The organism is Agromyces cucurbitae (assembly GCF_058349945.1).
In genome coordinates, this window is the sequence record NZ_JBYRES010000001.1 from 746,564 (window position 1) to 764,955 (window position 18,392).

Sequence of the window (18,392 nt, forward strand, 5' to 3'; positions counted from 1 at the left end):
AGCCGGCGCCGGCGCCGGCGCCGGCTCAGGCGGCCCAGGCGTATCCCGCGCAGGCGCATCCGGCGTATCCCGCGTATCCGATTCAGGACCAGGCGGCCCAGGTGAATGCGGCTCAGGCGCAGACGGCTCAGGCGTATTCGGCGCCGGCGTCGCCGGCTCAGGCGCACTCGGGTCAGGCCCACCCGGCTCAGGCGCATCCGGCGCCGGCGTCGGCGGCTCAGGTGCATTCGGCGCAGGCACCGGCACCGGTGTACCAGGGGCAGCCGCAGGCTCGACCGGCGCAGGCGTCCGCAGGTCCGTCGCAGCCCGCGCAGTCGCGCCCGGCCTCAGCTGAAGCACGCGTGGCACCGACCGCATCAGTTGCCGGCACTGCTGGGGCATCGCTCAGCCCGACGGCGCCGGCCGCACCGGCTGAGGCGCCGCGTCGCCCCGCGTTCGACGATCTCTTCGCCGGCCTCGGAGTCTCCGACTCGTCGCCGCCGTCGGTTGCCCCGGCGTCGGTCGACCCGCCGCGCGTCGCCGATCGGTCGGCGGCGGCCGCTGCTGCGATGACTGCTGCGTCGAGCGCAGCGACGGCTGCTTCGGGAGCGGCTGCCGCTCCGGTGACCGCTGCGCCGGCTGCTGCCGCTGCCGCTGCCACTCCTGCTGCTGTCACTCCTGCTGCTGTCACTCCTGCTGCTGCCGCTCCGGCTCCTGCCGCTCCGGCCGCCGCTGTCCCTCCTGCCGCTGCCGCTCCGGCTGCTGCGGCCGCCGCTGCTCCGGCGCCCGTCGCTGCCGGTCCCGTCACTGCCGCATCGGCGACCGCCATTCCGACGCCCGAGGTGCTGACGGGCGATTCCGCCGTCGACGACCTCGCCGCGCTCATCGCCGGATCCGGCTTCACGTCGAACGACGCACCCGCCGAGCCGGCGTCGACGCCTGCCGCCGGGCGTGCGTCGCGCTCGGCAGAGCACCCGGCGTCGAACCGTCGTGCACGGGCGGCCTCGGCTCCTGCGGCCGACGTGCACCCCGCGGCATCCGCCCGTCGTTCGAAGCGCCCGTCGCGTGGTGTTGCGAGCGGCGCCGGCCCCGCGGCATCCGCCCCGGTCGCGCGCAGCGCGTCGACCCGACCCGCCGCGGCTGCGAAGCCGGCCCGTCGCATCGGCCGCCGCCTCGCGCCCGTCATCGCGATGGGGTTCGCCGGCATGCTCGCGGTCGCCACGTCGGTGCCGGCGATGTCGCTCATGACGCCCGCCGAGGTGCAGGCGCTGGCGCTCGAGGGCTCCGGGTCGGCGTCGATCGACGGCCAGAGCATGCAGATCGCCGACGGCGTCGTGGCCGAGGGCGTCGACAGCGAGGGCTACAAGACGCAGACGATCGAGGAGTACGCCGAGGCGGCGGGCATCCGGCCCGAGGCGACGTTCACCAACAACCCCGCGGGCACGATCCAGTGGCCGTTCGCGATCGGCGTGCACATCGGCGACCGCTTCGGCTACCGCGACTGCGCCGGCTGCTCGAGCGACCACCACGGCCAGGACTTCAACCCGGGCTACGGCGCCGACATCCAGTCGATCGCCGACGGCGTCGTCGTGAACTCGACCGACGAGGGCGGATCACTCGGCACGGTCGTCATGATCCAGCACGAGATCGACGGGCAGATCATCGTGAGCGTCTACGCGCACATGATCTCGGGCTCGCGCCTCGTCGAAGAGGGCGACACCGTCGAGGTCGGCCAGGTCATCGGCGAGACGGGCAACACCGGCATGTCGACCGGCCCGCACCTGCACTTCGAGATCCGCATCGGCGGCATCGACGGCGAGTGGGTCGACCCGCTCGAGTGGCTGTACGCGAACACGAACTGAGTTCTCCACAGCGTGCGGTGATCCGGCGCTCGGCTGCTCGCAAGGCGGCAGACTCGCTGCATGCATCCGCCGCACGTCGTCGCCGCGCTGATCACGGCGAACGGCGGTGTGTGTTCGCTTCAGGCGCTCGCTGAAGCGGGCCTTCAGCGCGGCGACGTCTCCGCCGCGATAGCGGCGGGGGTCGCGACGCGCGTGCGCCGCGGGTGGTACGCGACGGCCGACCTGCACGACGACGCCGTACGGGCAGTGCGGGTCGGCGGCGCGGCGACGGCGGCGACTGTCGCGCGGCGGCACGACCTCCCGACGGCGGACGGCGGGATGCTCCACGTCCGCATCAGCCGGAGCGCCTCACGCCTCCACAGCCCCGACCTCGATGCGGGCGGCTCGCCTGCGGGCGGGGCGGCGGGTGGCTCGCCGGCGGGCGGCTCGGGGCCCGCCCGGGCGTCGCGCGACGGACGCCGCCCGCTCGACCGTTCACGCGACCGCGTCTGCCTGCACTACCGGAATGCGCCGTCTGCGACCGCCGCCTGCGACCCGCTCCACCTCGCGCTCGCGGAGATGCTCGTCTGCGCCACCCCCGGCGATGCGATCACGACGATCGATGCAGCGCTCGCGCGCGGCATCCTCGCCGCTCGTGACCTGGCCGTGGTGCGCTCGTGGGCGCGGCCCGCGGGCCGTTGGATCGTGGATCGCGCGAGCGTCGGCTCGCAGTCGGTGATCGAGTCGAAGGTGCGCATGCTGCTTCGGTCGCGGCGGATTCCGCACCGCACCCAGGTGCGACTGCACGGCATCGGACGGGTCGACCTGCTGGTCGGAGATCGGCTCGTGATCGAGGTCGACGGGTCGCAGTTCCATTCGGGCGACGACGAGTTCGAAAGCGACCGGAGGCGCGACTTCGAGCTGGCGGTGCGCGGTTACCTCGTCGTGCGGCTCAGCTATCGCATGGTGATGAACCACTGGGATGCGACGAGCGCCGAACTGCTCGCGCTCATCGGCCGCGGCGAGCACCGTTGGGGCTACCGCGCGCACGAAGTCGAACGCGACGGACTGGTGCTGCCGCGGCACGTGGGTCGCCGTTCCGGGCACAGTGGGATCGGGCCGAACCTGCGCTGGTAGCCGGGTGTCACGTTGCGCGGCGTCGGGAGGCGACGTTTGCGTAGCGCCGGGGAACTATTGCAGGAACATAGGGGCGATAGGCACCGTGACGAGGGGCATCACCCCTATGTTCCTGTAATACGTTGCGGATGCCGCGTGCTGGAGCCGCTCCGGCCAAGCCGTGACCCGGGCTACGCGCGCAGCCAGGCCGTCGTGTCGGGGGGCAGCAGGCGGGATGCCTCGTCGAGGGGGCCGCTCGCGACGAGCACGTCGCCCGCGGGCAGCGTCGCGGGCGCGGTGCCCGTGTTCGCGACCACGAGCACGTCGCCGTTGCGGAACGCGAGCACACCGGCACCGTCGGCGCCGCCGCCCACAGCCGCGCCGTCGGCGGAGCCGTCGCCGACACCCGCGCCGTCGGCGTCGACCCACTCGAGCGACCCGGCGGCGAGGCCGTGCGCGCGGCGGGCGGCGAGCAGCGAACGGTAGAGCGAGAGCGTCGAGTCGGGGTCGCCCTCCTGCACGTCGCGGGCGAGCGACGCCCACGAGTCGGGCTGCGGCAGCCACGAGGCATCCGTCGGGCCGAAGCCGTACGACGGCGCGGAGGCGTCCCACGGCAGCGGAACGCGGCAGCCGTCGCGACCGTAGCGCTCGCCGGCGGTGCGGAACCACGTCGGGTCCTGGCGGGCCTCGTCGGGCAGGTCGATGACCTCGGGCAGGCCGAGCTCCTCGCCCTGGTAGAGGTAGGCCGAGCCGGGCAGCGCGAGCATGAGGGCGGTCGCGGCGCGAGCGCGGCGGAGCCCGTCGGCGTAGGCGGGGATGCCGCGCGAGCGCGGTCCGAGGCCGTGGCCCTGCGGGTTCGGCTCGGTGACCGAGAGGCGGGTCGCGTGGCGCACGACGTCGTGGTTCGACAGCACCCACGTCGACGGGGCGCCGACGCTGCCGAACGCGGTGATCGAGTCGTCGATCACGCGGCGCAGCGCATCGGCCTGCCACGGCGTCTCGAGGTAGGCGAAGTTGAACGTCTGGTGCATCTCGTCGGGGCGCACCCACCGGGCCAGCTTGGCGAGCGGGTCGACCCACGCCTCGCCCGCGAGGATGCGGTCGCCGGGGTACTCGTCGAGCAGCGCCCGCCAGTCGCGGAAGATCTCGTGCACGCCGTCCTGCGCCCAGTACGGCGCGAGGTCGTCGGCCTCGGTCGAGATCTCGGGCTCGAGCGGCACACCGGTGGATGCCTCGGGTCCGGCGCCGTGCGCCGTGCCGACGTCGTGCTGGCCGACGTCGTGCCGGCCGTCGTCGGTCGCGACCCCGCCGGCGCCGCCCATGCTGCCGCCGTCGGCGGGCGGGGTGTAGTCGGGCAGGCCGTCGGCCTTGATCATGCCGTGGGCGACGTCGACGCGGAACCCGTCGACACCGCGGTCGAGCCAGAACCGCAGGATGCGGCGGAACTCCTCGCGCACCTCCTCGTTCGTCCAGTCGAAGTCGGGCTGCGACGAGTCGAAGATGTGCAGGTACCACTGGCCGGGCGTGCCGTCGGCCTCGACGACGCGCGTCCAGGCGGGGCCGCCGAAGACCGACTCCCAGTTGTTCGGCGGCTCATCGCCGCCGGGGCCGCGGCCGTCGCGGAACAGGTACCGCCCGCGCTCGGCGCTACCGGCGGGTGCGGCGAGCGCCGCCTGGAACCACTCGTGCCGGTCGCTCGAGTGGTTCGGCACGAGGTCGACGATGACGCGGATGTCTCGTGCGTGCGCCTCGGCGACCATGGCGTCGAAGTCGGCGAGGGTGCCGAAGCGCGGGTCGACGTCGCAGTAGTCGGCGACGTCGTAACCGGCGTCCTTCTGGGGGGACGTGAAGAACGGCGAGAGCCAGATGGCGTCGATGCCGAGCTCTTCGAGCGCGCCGAGCCGCTGCGTGATGCCGGCCAGGTCGCCCATGCCGTCGCCGTTCGCGTCGGCGAAGGAGCGGGGGTAGATCTGGTAGATCGCGGCGGTGCGCCACCATTCGGAAGTCATGTCCGAAACTGTACGTCATCTCCATACCGGATGGAAACGCTTGCAGTTCCCACGGGTTGCAGAAGCATCACGAACTGGTATCGATCGCAGCATCCCGGTTTTGTAATACGCGCAACGCAAGGTATATCTGTAATCGCTTGCAATCAGCGAGCGTCAATTGCAGAACGGCCTTTCGGGCGCGGTCGGCATCAGAGCCACCGGCGGAGGCGCCGATCTCACGCACACTGAGAAGGACACACCAATGAGGGTGAACAGGAAGAGCCTGCTTGCGGCCGGTGCGATCGCCGCCGTCGCCGCTCTCGGACTCGCCGGTTGCGCGGGCAGCGGCAGCGGTTCGGACGACACGTCGAGCGCGAGCGGTTCGCTGACGGTCTGGGTCGACGCCGAGCGCGTGGACGCGCTGAAGGGCGCGGCCGAGGCGTACCAGGACAAGACCGGCATCGAGGTCAAGCTCGTCGGCAAGGACAACGCCGACATCAAGAGCGACTTCATCCAGCAGGTTCCGACCGGCAAGGGCCCCGACGTCGTCATGGGCGCCCACGACTGGCTCGGCGAGCTCTCGACGAACGGCGTCGTGGCGCCGCTCGAGCTCGGCGACTCGGCGGCCGACTACCTCCCGGTTGCGATCGACGCGTCGACCTACGAGGGCACCGTCTACATGCTGCCGTACGCCGTCGAGAACCTCGCGATGCTGCGCAACGCCGACCTCGTTCCCGAGCCGGCCACGAGCTTCGACGACATGCTCGCCAAGGGCAAGGCCGCCGGCCTCGACCACCCGTTCGTGGTCGAGCAGGGCGCCGAGGGCAACCCGTACCACCTGTACCCGTTCCAGACCGCGTTCGGCGCTCCCGTGTTCGGCAGCGACGCCGAGGGCTACAACCCCGATGACCTCCAGCTCGGCAACTCGGGCGGCGAGCAGTTCGCCACCTGGCTCGGCTCGCAGGGCAAGAACGGCACCGGCGCGTTCAACACCGACATCGACGGCGACATCGCGAAGGACGCGTTCACGACCGGCAAGGCGGCCTTCTGGCTGACCGGCCCGTGGAACGTCGGCGCTGCCGTCGACGCCGGCATCAACGTCGCGATCGACGTGATCCCCAGCCCGACCAGCGAGGCCGCCCAGCCGTTCGCCGGCGTCAAGGGCTTCTTCGTCTCGGCCGAGTCGAAGAACAAGGTCGCCGCGAACGACTTCCTCGTGAACTACATCGGCACCGAGGACGTGCAGCTCGAGCTCTTCAAGGCCGGCAACGTGCTGCCCGCCCTCACCGCCGCCGCCGAGACCGCCTCGAGCGACCCGATCGTCGCCGGCTTCGCCGCCGTCGGCGCCGACGCCGTGCCGATGCCGGCCATCCCGGCCATGGGCCAGGTGTGGCAGTACTGGGGCATCGCCGAGGCCGCCATCATCAACGGTGCCGACCCGGTCGCCACGTGGCAGAAGCTCGCCTCCGACGTGCAGGCGGCGATCGACGCCAGCTGATCGTGAGTCCGTCGGTCGAGTAGGCGCGAAGCGCCGCATCGAGACCCGGTGACGTGGTCTCGATACGCCCCTCCTTCGTCGGGGCTACTCGACCGACGGACTTCCTGCATCCCCAGACGCGACACGAGAGACCAGGCACCAGCATGAGCACCGCGACCGACGACGTCCGCGAAGACGCCCCACCGAAGCCCACGAAGCAGCAGCGTCGTGCGGCGAACATCGCCGACGAGGCGTCGGGCGGCATCAAGCTGCTGCTCGTGAAGCTCGCAGGGGTCGGCATCGTCGACGCGCTCGCGCTGTACGCGGTGTTCGTGCTCGCGATGCACGAGCAGTGGCTCGTGCTCGGCCTCGTGGCCGCGGTCACCGTGATCGTCAACTGGATCTACTTCTCGCGCAAGAAGCTGCCGGCGAAGTACCTGACGCCCGGGGTCATCTTCCTCGTCGTGTTCCAGGTCTTCGTGCTCGGCTACACGGCGTACATCGCCTTCACGAACTACGGCACGGGCCACAACGGCTCCAAGGAGCAGGCGGTCTCGTCGCTCATGGCCTCGTCGCTCGAGCGCGTGCCCGACTCGCCCACCTACGGCGTGACCGTCGTCGAGCGGGGCGGCGAGCTGGGCCTGCTCGTCACCGACCCCGACGGCGATGCGCTCGTCGGCACCAACGAGGAGCCCCTGCACGAGGCATCCGGGGTCGAATTCTCCGGCGACGTCGCCGTCTCGGCCGAGGGCTGGAACTCGCTGCAGTTCGCCGACGTGCTCGCCCGCACCGACGAGGTGACCGCGCTCGCGGTGCCGTACTCGGAGGACCCGAACGACGGCGCGATCCGCACGCCCGACGGTTCAAAGGGCTACCTCTACATCTCGACCCTCGCGTACGACGCCGAGGCGGGCACGATGACCGACCTCGAGACCGGCACCGTCTACAGCGACACCGGCGTCGGCGCGTTCACCGCCGAGAACGGCGACGAGCTGCTGCCCGGCTGGCAGATCACGATCGGCTTCGACAACTTCGTGCGGGCCGTCACCGACACCCGCCTCGCGGGCCCGCTCGTCTACGTCACGCTCTGGACCTTCGCGTTCGCGCTCATCTCGGTCGCGTCGACGTTCTTCCTCGGGTTGTTCCTCGCGATCACGTTCAACGACATGCGCATGCGCGGCCGCAAGGGCTACCGGGTGCTGATGATCCTGCCGTACGCGATCCCGTCGTTCCTGTCGGCGCTCGTCTGGGCGGGCATGATGAACAAGAGCTTCGGCTTCATCAACCAGGTGCTGCTCGGCGGCGCCGAGGTGCCGTGGCTCACCGACCCGACGCTCGCGAAGGTGTCGATCCTCATCGTCAACCTGTGGCTCGGCTTCCCCTACATGTTCCTCGTGTGCACGGGCGCCCTGCAGTCGATCCCCGAGGAGCTGCAGGAGGCGGCGACCGTCGACGGCGCGAAGCCGTGGGCGATCTTCCGCCTGATCAAGCTGCCGCTGCTGCTCGTGAGCGTCGCGCCCCTGCTCATCGCGTCGTTCGCGTTCAACTTCAACAACTTCAACACGATCTACATGCTCACCGACGGCGGGCCGCGCGACGCGAACGCGCCGATACCCGTCGGCTTCACCGACATCCTGATCACGATGGTCTACAAGGTGGCCTTCACAGGCGAGAACCGCGACTACGGTCTCGCGAGCGCCTACTCGATCATCATCTTCATCGTCGTCGCGGTGATCTCGATCATCGCCTTCCGTCGCACCAAGAGCCTCGAGGAGCTGAACTGATGGCCGCTCGCAAGGACAAGTCGGGTACGGGTTCGGGCCCGGGCCTCGTCGCCCCCACAGGCGTCGGGCTCGCGGTCGCCGAGATGGAGGAGATGGATGCCTCGACCCGCGCGCACGCGTCGGTCGGCGGCCCCGAGGGCGGCGCCCCCATCGAGCTGCCCAAGCGGCCGTTCAACTTCAGCCGCTGGTTCTGGGCGACCGGCTGGCGCCACGTGATCGGCGTCGTCATGGTCGTGTTCGCGCTGTTCCCCATCATGTTCGTGGTGTCGTCGTCGCTCAACCCGCACGGCACCCTGACCGGGTCGAACGCGCTGTTCTCGCAGATCGGCCTCGACAGCTACATCCGCATCCTGACCGACCCGCAGGTGCCCTTCACGACCTGGTTCGGCAACACGCTCATCATCGCGGGCATCACCGCGGTGTGCACCGTGTTCCTCGGGGCGCTCGCCGCGTACTCGTTCTCGCGCATGCGATTCACGGGCCGCCGGTTCGGGCTCATCTCGATCGTCGTCGTGCAGATGTTCCCGCAGCTGCTCGCGGTCGTCGCGATCTTCCTGCTCATGTCGTCGATCGGCGACCTGTTCCCCGCGATCGGCCTCAACACCCACGTCGGCCTCATCATGGTGTACCTCGGCGGCGCGCTCGGCGTGAACACCTACCTCATGTACGGCTTCTTCAACACGGTGCCGGCGTCGATCGACGAGGCCGCGAAGCTCGACGGCGCGGGCCACGCGCGCATCTTCTTCACGATCATCCTGCGGCTCGTCGCGCCGATCCTCGCGGTCGTCGCGCTGCTCTCGTTCATCGCGTCGGTGAACGAGTTCGTGGTCGCCTCGGTGCTGCTCGTCGACACCGAGAAGCAGACCCTCGCCGTCGGCCTCACGAAGCTCGTGTCGAACCCGCGCTACGCCGACTGGAGCGCGTTCTCGGCCGGTGCCGTGATGGCGGCGCTGCCGGTCGTGGCGCTGTTCCTCTTCTTGCAGAAGTACATCGTCGGCGGGCTCACCGCGGGCGCGGTCAAGTAGGGGCCAGAGCGACCTGCTCGGTCTGCCGGGCGCCGTTGCGGGCACGCCGCTGCGCCCGCTGCAGATGTCGTTTCGAGCTATGCCAGCTGCGCCTCATCGGTGAGGCGCAACTGGCATTGCTCCGACCCAACAGCACCGCGTCGCGGCCGCGCCGGGCGGCCGTGACGGTGGTGCACGAGAGGATGCCTCCATGCTGACGCCGCACCACGACGGATCACCGCTGCACGTGTCGACCCAGAACCCCGCGCTCGGCGAGACCGTGCGGGTGCGGCTGCGCGTGCCCGAAGGCGCGCTCGCCGCCGACGGCACGCCGATCGGCGAGCTCGCCTGGGTCGGCACGCGGTCGAACCCGAACCGCGAGCCGCGCTTCGACGAGGCGCGGCGCCTGCCCGAGGCATCCACGCCTGCGAACGCCCCAGACGGCTGGGACTGGTGGGAGGCCGAGGTCGAGGTCGAGAACCCCGTGCACGGGTATCGGTGGCTGCTCGTCGGCACCGACGGACGGCAGCACTGGCTCAACCAGCTCGGCCTGTCGGGCGTCGAGACGCGCGACCGCGACGACTTCAGGCTCGTCGCGCACGCCGCCGCACCCGACTGGGTCGCGGGCAGCGTGCTCTACCAGGTGTTCCCCGACCGGTTCGCGAAGTCGGCCGGCGCCCCGTTCGACCGGCTGCGCGCGACCGGCGAACTGCCCGAGTGGGCGATCGCCGCCGAGTGGGGCGACGCGCTCGACCCCGTGCCGCCGGGCCGGTCGAAGCAGGTCTTCGGCGGCGACCTCGACGGCGTGCGCGAGAAGCTCGACCACCTCGTCGACCTCGGCGTGACACTGCTGTACCTCACGCCCATGTTCCCCGCGCGGTCGAACCACCGCTACGACGCGTCGACGTTCGACCGGGTCGACGACCTGCTCGGCGGCGACGAGGCGCTCGTGCGGCTCGTCGAGGCGGCGCATGCCCGAGGCATCCGCGTCATCGGCGACCTGACCAGCAATCACTCGGGCGATGCGCACGAGTGGTTCCGCGCGGCGCAGGCCGACCCCGCGTCGGCCGAGCGCGACTTCTACTTCTTCCGCGATGATGAGGCCGAGGGCGGCCACGGGTACGAGTCGTGGCTCGGCGTGCCGAGCCTGCCGAAGTTCGACTGGTCGTCGGCAGAGCTGCGGCGCCGCTTCGTCGAGGGACCGGGCTCGGTCGTCGCGAAGTACCTGCGGGCGCCGTACTCGCTCGACGGGTGGCGCATCGACGTCGCGAACATGACCGGGCGGCTCGGCGACGTCGACCTCAACGCCGAGGTGCGGCAGGCGATCCGCCGCACGATGCTCGACGTGAACCCCGACACGATGCTCATCGGCGAGTCGACGAACGACGGCGCCGACGACTTCCAGGGCGACGCGTGGCACGGGGCCATGACCTACGCGCCGTTCACGCGCCCGCTGTGGAGCTGGCTGCAGGAGCCCGGCAGCCCCGCCGGCGGCGGCATCGGCTTCGCGCTCGGCCGGGTGCCCGCGTTCACCGGCCGGCAGTTCGTCGACGCCCACCTGCGCTTCGCGGCCGGCTTCCCGTGGCGCACGCGCCTCGGCACGATGAACGCGCTCGACACGCACGACACCCCGCGATTCGCGACCCACGCCCTGCCGGGCACGGCGCCCGTGGCGTTCGGGCTCGCGGTGACGATGCCGGGCGTGCCCGTCGTGTGGGCGGGCGACGAGTTCGGCCTGACCGGCGTCGACGGCGAGGCATCCCGCACCCCCATGCCGTGGGGGAGTGAAGGCGACGCCGACGTCGCGCCCGTGCTGTCGGCGTATCGCGAGCTCATCGCGCTGCGCCGCGCGCACCCGGTGCTCGCGACGGGCGGCATCCGGTGGCTCGCGGTCGGCGACGACGCCGTCGCGTTCGTGCGCGAATCGGCCGAGGCATCGGTGCTCGTGTTCGCGGCGCGCGCGGCGACGACCGTGTCGTTCGAGCCGGGTGCGCTGCCCGGTGCGGATGCCGCGACCCGCGTGCACGGCGACGCCCGCCTGTCGCTGGCCGGCGACGTCGTCGAGCTCTCGGCGGAGGGGCCGGAGTTCTCGGCGTGGGCGCTGCCCGGGGTGGCGGCGCCGGGGGCGTGACGGCCGCCGAGCGACCCCGCCAGCGTCGCGTGCGTCGCCCGGTGACGTCGCGCGGCGTCTTGTCGGCCCGTGGTACGAAGCACCCCTCGAGAGGTGATATCCTCGTCTGGTTGCCGATTCTCGGTGACATGCCCCGATAGCTCAGTGGTAGAGCACTTCCATGGTAAGGAAGGGGTCGTCAGTTCAATCCTGACTCGGGGCTCTGGTTTCTCGGTTCGAGCGTTCGCGTTCCGTGCCGAAAGCCTCGCGGCGGGGTAGCTCAGGTGGTTAGAGCACACGGCTCATAATCGTGGTGTCGCGGGTTCGAGTCCCGCCCTCGCTACCAGAAATCTGGGGTTGATCTGGGGTTTCTTGTCCTATCGAAGGGCAAGGACTCGATGAGTTCAACGTTTATTCAACGCTTTTCCACCGGCGCCCGTGTTCAGCGGGCCTCCATGAGGAAGGTGTTCGAGCCATCCCGCGTGACTTGGGATGGCCTGGGACACCTAGTGCCATGGACACCGAACGACTCTCAGGACTCGGCCTCGAGCCGGTCCTCACGACGAGCGAGCTCGCCGAGTATCTCGGCGTGCACGTGCAGGCGATCTACGACCTGCGCGCGGCCGGCAGAGGCCCTGCCGGCATCCATGTCGGGCGCGAGATCCGGTACCGGGTCTCCGAAGTGCTCAGCTGGATGGACGCGTTGCACGACCCTGTGCCGTCCGATCGCGGGCGGTGAGCGCTGATGGCCGGCCGGCCGCGTCTGCCGATCGGAACCTTCGGCGACGTCAAGACGAATCAGGTCGGGCCCGGACGGTTCCGGGCGTACGCCCGCTTCCGCGACTGGGACGGCGAGACCCGGCAGGTCTCGGCGACGGGCGCGAGCCGGGGAGCTGCGAAGTCCGCACTCAAGGAGCGACTCGCGACGCGGATGCGGTTCGGCGACGGTGACACGCTGACCGCCGATTCGCCGTTCACGAAGCTCGCCGACGCGTGGATCGAAGACGTCCGACGCGACGTCGATCGTTCCGACGGTACGAAGGAGACGTACGCCCGCGAACTCCGGACACTCATCGTTCCGTACTTCGAGCACTTCACCGTGCGTGAGGTCACGGTCAGCCGTGTCGATCGGTTTCTCAAGGATCAGCGAGACAAGTCATTCGCGCGAGCGAAGCATTCCCGCACCCTCCTCGGCATGGTCATGGCGTTCGCCGTGCGGCAGGAGATCATCCAGCGGAACCCGGTCAAGGAAGCTTCGCGGATGAAGGCGCCGAAGCACACTCCGAAGGCACTCACGCCCGAGCAGATCGCGGCGATCCGCGTCGCCGCACGTGACTGGCGTAGCGGCGACGACGTCAAGGGGCCGAAGCCCGACGGCCAGGTGCGCGACCTCATCGAGGTCATGCTCGGCACGGCCACCCGCATCGGCGAGACCCTGGCGCTGCGGAAGTGCGACGTCGACGTGACTGCTGATCAGCCGCGGGTGAGCATCACCGGGACCATCGTGGTCCGCACGGGCGTCGGCGCGTTTCGGCAGGAGCACCCGAAGACGCACGAATCAGTTCGCACGGTTGCAGTGCCTGCGTTCGCCGCCGAGGTCATCCGTCGGAGACTCGCCCTCATCGCAGGTGAGGATGCCGAACACCCGCTCTTCTTCACGAAGCACGGAACCCCGCTTGCACCGCACAATGCCCGACGCACGTTCCGCGAAATCCTCAAGGACGCCGGACTTGAAGGGATGAATATCTCGCCGCACGCGTTTCGCCGCACCGGCGCGACGCTGCTGGCTAATGAGCTCGACCTGCAGGCTGCGGCCGACATGCTCGGGCACGCCTCGACGTCGACGACGAAGAAGCACTATGCGGAGCCTGGCACGGCACTGAAACCGTTGTCCGCGGAGGTGCTGCAACAGCTCGCACCCCCGGTCAGTGCGCCCGAAAGCGATGGAGCCTTCGGATCTTCCGGTTGATCTGGTCGACCACCGCAGGTTGAGGCACGGTGCCGCACCCGGTGCGGCACCGTCTCATCAGGCCTTTAAGGAATTCGACTGGCTGGCTCGCCGAACTGGCGATCACTGAGTTCGCGACTCGCGGCGCCGCTGAGTGCATAGCCATATCGAATAGGTGTGCATCTGCTCCCTCGCGCGGGTGCGTGCTCATCTGAACGTCGGTGTGCGGCTGCGTTGTCACCGCCAATTCGCGGGAGTTCGCGAGCCGGAACGGTGTACCGTGGGCGCAATTGGCCCGCTTCGAGGACTCATTCAACTCGGGCATTCAGATCCTCCGCGAAGCCTGCCACCGGCGCCGGCCCGGATCGATCATTGGCTGCAAGGTGACACAGACAGCGGTCGATGCCCAACCCCGCTGGAACCCAGCGTCCTGACGGCTCCGAAGATGCCACGCCTCTTGCAGTTCGAGGGGCGCACCTTTACGGCGTGGTCGGGGGTTGGTGCGGGTGACGGTGTCGATGCGGGTGATGAGTGCCGGTGAGGGGTACCGATATCTGCTGCGCTCGGTCGTCGCCGACGATGGGGTGCGGTCGCTCGCGACGCCGTTGACTCGGTATTACGAGGCGAAGGGCACCCCGCCTGGTCGGTGGATGGGTGCCGGTGTTCGCGGTCTCGCTGGGGGTGTGCTCTCGGCTGGTGGTGAGGTCACCGAGGAGCAGTTGCAGCTCCTGCTCGGATGCGGCCGGGATCCGGTCACCGGCGGACCGCTCGGTCGTGCGTTCCCGCAGTACGACTGCTGCAGGCGGGCGGTGGCGGGGTTCGATTTCACGTTCTCGGTGCCGAAGTCGGCGAGTGTGTTGTGGGCCGTGGCGGATGCGACCACGCAGGAGCGCATCGTGCGTGCGCATCACGACGCGGTCGAGCAGGTGCTGGCGTTCATGGAGCGCGAGGTCGCCGCAACCCGTACTGGCTTCGCGGCCGGCGGTGACGGCGCCGTCGCACAGGTCGATGTGACGGGGTTGATCGCGACGGCGTTCGATCACTTCGACAGCCGGGCCGGTGACCCGCACCTGCACACGCACGTGGTGGTGAGCAACAAGGTGCAAACGGTACTCGATCGCAAGTGGCGCTCCCTCGATGGGCGCCCGTTGCACGCCGCGGTCGTCGCGCTCTCGGAATTGCACCAGGCGCTGTTCCAGGATGCGCTCACCCGGGCCCTCGGCGTCGGGTGGGAGCAGCGCGAGCGGGGCCGTGACCGCAACCCCGCCTGGTCGATCGCGTCAGTGTCTGACGAGCTGGTGGGGGAGTTCTCGACCCGCTCGCGTCATATCGATGCCGTGACCGATCACTTGATCGCCGAGTACCTCGAGGTGCACGGTCACCGGCCGGGCCGGGCGACGATCATGAAGCTCCGCGCGCAGGCGACGCTGTCGACCCGGCCCGAGAAGCACGTCCGGTCGCTTGCTGAACTCACGCGCGGGTGGCGTGAGCGTGCAACGGCGGTGCTCGGGCAGGATGCAACCGCGTGGGCGCGCGTTGCATCCGCGGATACTGCGCCGCTGGTGTTGCGCGCGGACGACGTGCCGCTCGACGTCGTGGCAACGCTCGGCGCCCGGGTGTTGCGTGCGGTGAGTGAGAAGCGTGCAACCTGGCGGCACTGGAACCTCGTCGCTGAGGCCGCACGTCAAACCATGCAGTGCCGATTCGCAACACCTTCCGATCGCGAAGCTGTCGTCGGACTTGTCGTGGACGCGGCCGAGCACGCGTCGTTGCGGATCACGCCACCCGAGCTCGCGTCCAGCCCGGCCGTGTTCGCGCGTAATGATGGCACGAGCGTGTTCCGCCCGAAACACTCGGCCGTCTACACCTCCGAGGCGCTGCTTGACGCAGAGACACGCCTCCGCGAACGGGCGACGAACACCACCGGCCCGACCAGCAGGTCGGCCAGCATCTGTGAGGGCGCCCGTCGACGGCTGCCGGGCGGCGGCCGTCTCGGGGCCGACCAGGCGGCTGCGTTGCAGGCGATCGTTGAATCGGGCCGCGTGCTCGATGTGCTGGTCGGTCCGGCCGGTGCTGGGAAGTCAACGGTGATGGGGACCCTCCGCCATGCCTGGGAAGCGGAACACGGTCGCGGCTCGGTGATCGGTCTTGCCCCGTCGGCAGCCGCCGCACACGTGCTCGCGGTTGATCTGGGTATTGCGACGGAGAATCTCGCGAAGTGGTGGCAGAACCACCTCATGCACGGCGACGCGTTCCGGTCGGGCCAGCTCGTGATCGTCGACGAGGCATCCCTTGCGGGCACGTTCGCGCTCGACCGGGTGAGCGCCCTCGCGGCGAATGCGGGCGCGAAGGTCCTGCTCGTCGGCGATTACGCACAACTGCAATCTATGGATGCGGGCGGCGCGTTCGCGATGCTCGTGCACGACCGCCCCGACGCACCCGAACTCTCCGATGTGCACCGCTTCGTCAGCGAGTGGGAGAAGACCGCATCCCTCGAGCTCCGACGTGGCGACCCGGCATCCATCGACCGCTATCTTGCCCACGGCCGCGTGCGCGAGGGCGAAACCGAGGCGATGGCGGATACCGCGTACGCAGGCTGGCGTGCCGACGCCTGCGCGGGCCGGGTGAGCGTGTTGATCAGCGACTCGAACGAGGCGGTCGCAGCGTTGAACGAACGAGCGCGCAACGACGCAATCCTCGACGGCCGCGTCGACGCTCTGTGCGAGGTTGCTCTGCACGACGGCACCCGGGCCGCGGTGGGTGACACGATCATCACCCGCCGCAACGACCGGCTACTGCGCGCCGGCCGGGCGTGGGTGCGCAACGGCGACCGATGGACCGTCCTTGCCGTGCACCACCACGGTGCGCTCGAAGTGCGCAGATATGGACACCGGTGGGGGAGCAGCACCCAGTTGCCTGCCGAGTATGTCGCCGCGCACGTCGAGCTTGGGTACGCCGTGACCGCACATCGCGCACAGGGCCTGACCACAGACACCGCGCACGTCGTCGTCGCCCGTGGGATGACCCGCGAGAACCTGTACGTGGCGATGACCCGCGGCCGTGAATCGAACACCGCGTATGTCGCCCTCGACCGCCCCGATGTCGCACACACCGGCATCAGGCCCCGCGACGACGCCAACACCAACGCCCACTCGGTGCTCGCCGGCATCCTCCGTCATGTCGGGGCCGAACTCTCGGCACACGAAACAATCACCGTCGAGCAGGGGACCTGGGGCTCAATCACGCAACTCGCCGCCGAATACGAGACCATCGCCGCCGCCGCACAGCACGACCGTTGGGTCGCGCTCGTGCAGGGCAGCGGACTCACTCGCGAACGAGCGGACGCAGTAGTCAGCTCAGACGCGTTCGGGCCGCTCGGGGCGGAATTGCGTCGGGCCGAAGCACACGGCGCAGATGTAGCGAGGTTGCTCGCCGACGCGGTCGGAGAGCGCGGGTTCGACGACGCCGCAGACATCGCCGCGGTGCTGTGTGTGCGGGTCGCGCACACCGTGATGCAGGATGCCTCAGCCGGACGCTCAGCGTATTCCCCAAGTTTCATCGCCGGGCTGTGGCCGACGGCGGCCGGGCCGATGGATACCGCATCACGGCGCGCGCTCCGCGAGCGCGCCGAACTCATAGAAGCACGAGCGGCGGCGTTGGCCGAACAAGCCGTGGCATCGGGGGAACCATGGACCCGCATGCTGGGTACATCGCCGACAGGTTCCACAAGGAAGTTGTGGTTGCGTTGTGCCGCGACGGTCGCCGCGTACCGTGACCGCTACGGAATCGTCGGCGGCCGGCCCCTCGGCGTCGGACAACCCACCTCCGACAACCAGAAGGTGGACGCGCTGCGCGCCCGCACCGCATTCGAGGCCGCACGTCGCGTCACAGACCATGAGAAGGACCCGTGGAGGTCGAACGTCGCGTCGGGCCTTGCGGAGGTCGATCTAGGCATCTAACTCAGATCAGCCCGATAGAGCGCGCGCGACTGCCCTGATCGTGGACGACTTGACAGACGCGAACCCGCTTTGTACCGTTGAGTACAATCTGTACCAAACAGTACAATCTGCCACTATTGAATGGCTCATCATGGTCCGTCCGCCTCTACCCCCGTTCACCGAAGAGACCGCCATCCAGAAGGTTCGCGTCGCCGAGGACGGCTGGAACACCCGTGACCCAGAGCGCATCTCGCTCGCGTACAGCGAGGACAGCTGGTGGCGCAACCGGTCCACGTTCGTGCAGGGCCGCCCCGCAATCGTGGAGTTCCTCACCGGCAAGTGGGAGCGCGAACTCGACTATCGGCTCATCAAGGAGCTGTGGGCTTACACTGGCGACGTGATTGCCGTGCGTTTCGCGTACGAGTACCACGACACCTCGGGCCAGTGGTTCCGCGCCTACGGGAACGAGAACTGGCAATTCGACCAGGACGGACTCATGACGCACCGCCATGCGAGCATCAACGATGTGGCGATCGACGAATCCGATCGGAAGTTCTTCTGGGATGCGTCCGGTTCTCGTCCCGCAGATCACCCCGGCCTGAGCGAGCTCGGACTGTAATGTCCCGCACCCTCCTCGAACGCTCGGACGCCGTCCGTGCCCTCGCCGGCGTATTCCGCCGTCGAGGGTTCGAGAGCAGCTCGTTGTCCGTTATCCAGCAGGAGACTGGCATCGGCCGCGGGAGTCTCTACCACTTCTTCCCCGAGGGGAAGGCGGACATGGCCCGCGCCGTTCTCGAGCAGGTGGGCGATTGGTTCGAGGAACGGATCTTCATCCCTCTGCGCACCGCCGGCGATGCCACGGAGGCGGTCGCGGCGATGTCGCGGGAGGTGGCCGAGTATTTCATCTCGCGCGAGCGCGTGTGCCTGTTCGCTGCGATGACGTTGGGTGATGAGCAGGACGACTTCGCCGAGGCGGTCCGAGCCTACTTCACCAACTGGGTCGACGCGCTCACCAGAGCGCTGCGCACAGGCGCAATCTCACAGCAGGAAGCGGCCGACCGCGCGGTGGACGCGGTCGCGGCGATCCAGGGCGGACTGATCTTGGCCCGCGCATACCGCGACGACGCGACGTTCCTCGGGATCATCGCGCGCACAGAACGGCGCCTTCTCGATCCGACTCGCTGAACGGGCATCGAGCTGTCGTCGA

Annotated in this window: 12 protein-coding genes and 2 tRNA genes; 13 read left to right on the forward strand and 1 reads right to left on the reverse strand. The window is 69.6% G+C overall.

The window, feature by feature from the left end:
• Positions 1 to 602: 602 nt before the first annotated feature.
• Positions 603 to 1,841 (forward strand): M23 family metallopeptidase, encoded by a 1,239-nt coding sequence (locus AC3RJ6_RS03635; RefSeq protein ID WP_491425507.1) that lies wholly within the window; start codon positions 603 to 605, stop codon positions 1,839 to 1,841.
• Between the two features lie 60 nt (positions 1,842 to 1,901).
• Positions 1,902 to 2,957, forward strand: a complete 1,056-nt coding sequence (locus AC3RJ6_RS03640) for an endonuclease domain-containing protein (protein WP_491425508.1) — start codon at positions 1,902 to 1,904, stop codon at positions 2,955 to 2,957.
• Positions 2,958 to 3,127: 170 nt separating this feature from the next.
• Here AC3RJ6_RS03640 and AC3RJ6_RS03645 read toward each other — a convergent pair whose 3' ends face one another.
• Complete coding sequence (locus AC3RJ6_RS03645; protein ID WP_491425509.1) at positions 3,128 to 4,945, reverse strand: glycoside hydrolase family 13 protein; 1,818 nt, start codon at positions 4,943 to 4,945, stop codon at positions 3,128 to 3,130.
• Positions 4,946 to 5,186: 241 nt separating this feature from the next.
• Between AC3RJ6_RS03645 and AC3RJ6_RS03650 the strand changes: the two genes are divergently transcribed.
• The 11 genes from AC3RJ6_RS03650 (at position 5,187) to AC3RJ6_RS03700 (ending at position 18,370) form a co-directional block, all read left to right on the forward strand.
• A complete protein-coding gene (locus AC3RJ6_RS03650) occupies positions 5,187 to 6,422 on the forward strand; it encodes a sugar ABC transporter substrate-binding protein (RefSeq protein ID WP_491425510.1) in 1,236 nt (411 codons plus the stop codon).
• A gap of 143 nt (positions 6,423 to 6,565) precedes the next feature.
• Positions 6,566 to 8,185, forward strand: a complete 1,620-nt coding sequence (locus AC3RJ6_RS03655) for an ABC transporter permease subunit (protein ID WP_491425511.1) — start codon at positions 6,566 to 6,568, stop codon at positions 8,183 to 8,185.
• 92 nt (positions 8,186 to 8,277) lie between these two features.
• Positions 8,278 to 9,210, forward strand: a complete 933-nt coding sequence (locus AC3RJ6_RS03660) for a sugar ABC transporter permease (protein WP_491426221.1) — start codon at positions 8,278 to 8,280, stop codon at positions 9,208 to 9,210.
• A 190-nt stretch (positions 9,211 to 9,400) separates the two neighbouring features.
• On the forward strand, positions 9,401 to 11,320 hold the full coding sequence (locus tag AC3RJ6_RS03665) for a glycoside hydrolase family 13 protein (RefSeq protein WP_491425512.1): 1,920 nt from the start codon (positions 9,401 to 9,403) through the stop codon (positions 11,318 to 11,320).
• A gap of 130 nt (positions 11,321 to 11,450) precedes the next feature.
• Positions 11,451 to 11,522, forward strand: a tRNA-Thr gene (locus tag AC3RJ6_RS03670).
• A gap of 46 nt (positions 11,523 to 11,568) precedes the next feature.
• A tRNA-Met gene (locus tag AC3RJ6_RS03675) sits at positions 11,569 to 11,645 on the forward strand.
• Positions 11,646 to 11,813: 168 nt separating this feature from the next.
• On the forward strand, positions 11,814 to 12,038 hold the full coding sequence (locus tag AC3RJ6_RS03680) for a helix-turn-helix transcriptional regulator (protein ID WP_491425513.1): 225 nt from the start codon (positions 11,814 to 11,816) through the stop codon (positions 12,036 to 12,038).
• 6 nt (positions 12,039 to 12,044) lie between these two features.
• The gene (locus tag AC3RJ6_RS03685; RefSeq protein WP_491425514.1) at positions 12,045 to 13,268 is read left to right on the forward strand and encodes a tyrosine-type recombinase/integrase; all 1,224 of its coding nucleotides are present in this window, start codon (positions 12,045 to 12,047) and stop codon (positions 13,266 to 13,268) included.
• 497 nt (positions 13,269 to 13,765) lie between these two features.
• A complete protein-coding gene (gene mobF / locus AC3RJ6_RS03690) occupies positions 13,766 to 17,206 on the forward strand; it encodes a MobF family relaxase (RefSeq protein ID WP_491426222.1) in 3,441 nt (1,146 codons plus the stop codon).
• A 130-nt stretch (positions 17,207 to 17,336) separates the two neighbouring features.
• On the forward strand, positions 17,337 to 17,804 hold the full coding sequence (locus AC3RJ6_RS03695) for a nuclear transport factor 2 family protein (RefSeq protein WP_491425515.1): 468 nt from the start codon (positions 17,337 to 17,339) through the stop codon (positions 17,802 to 17,804).
• Entirely contained in the window at positions 17,804 to 18,370 is a 567-nt protein-coding gene (locus AC3RJ6_RS03700; RefSeq protein WP_491425516.1) for a TetR/AcrR family transcriptional regulator, read from the forward strand. The genes AC3RJ6_RS03695 and AC3RJ6_RS03700 overlap by 1 nt, the downstream gene beginning before the upstream one ends.
• The last annotated feature ends 22 nt before the right edge of the window (positions 18,371 to 18,392 follow it).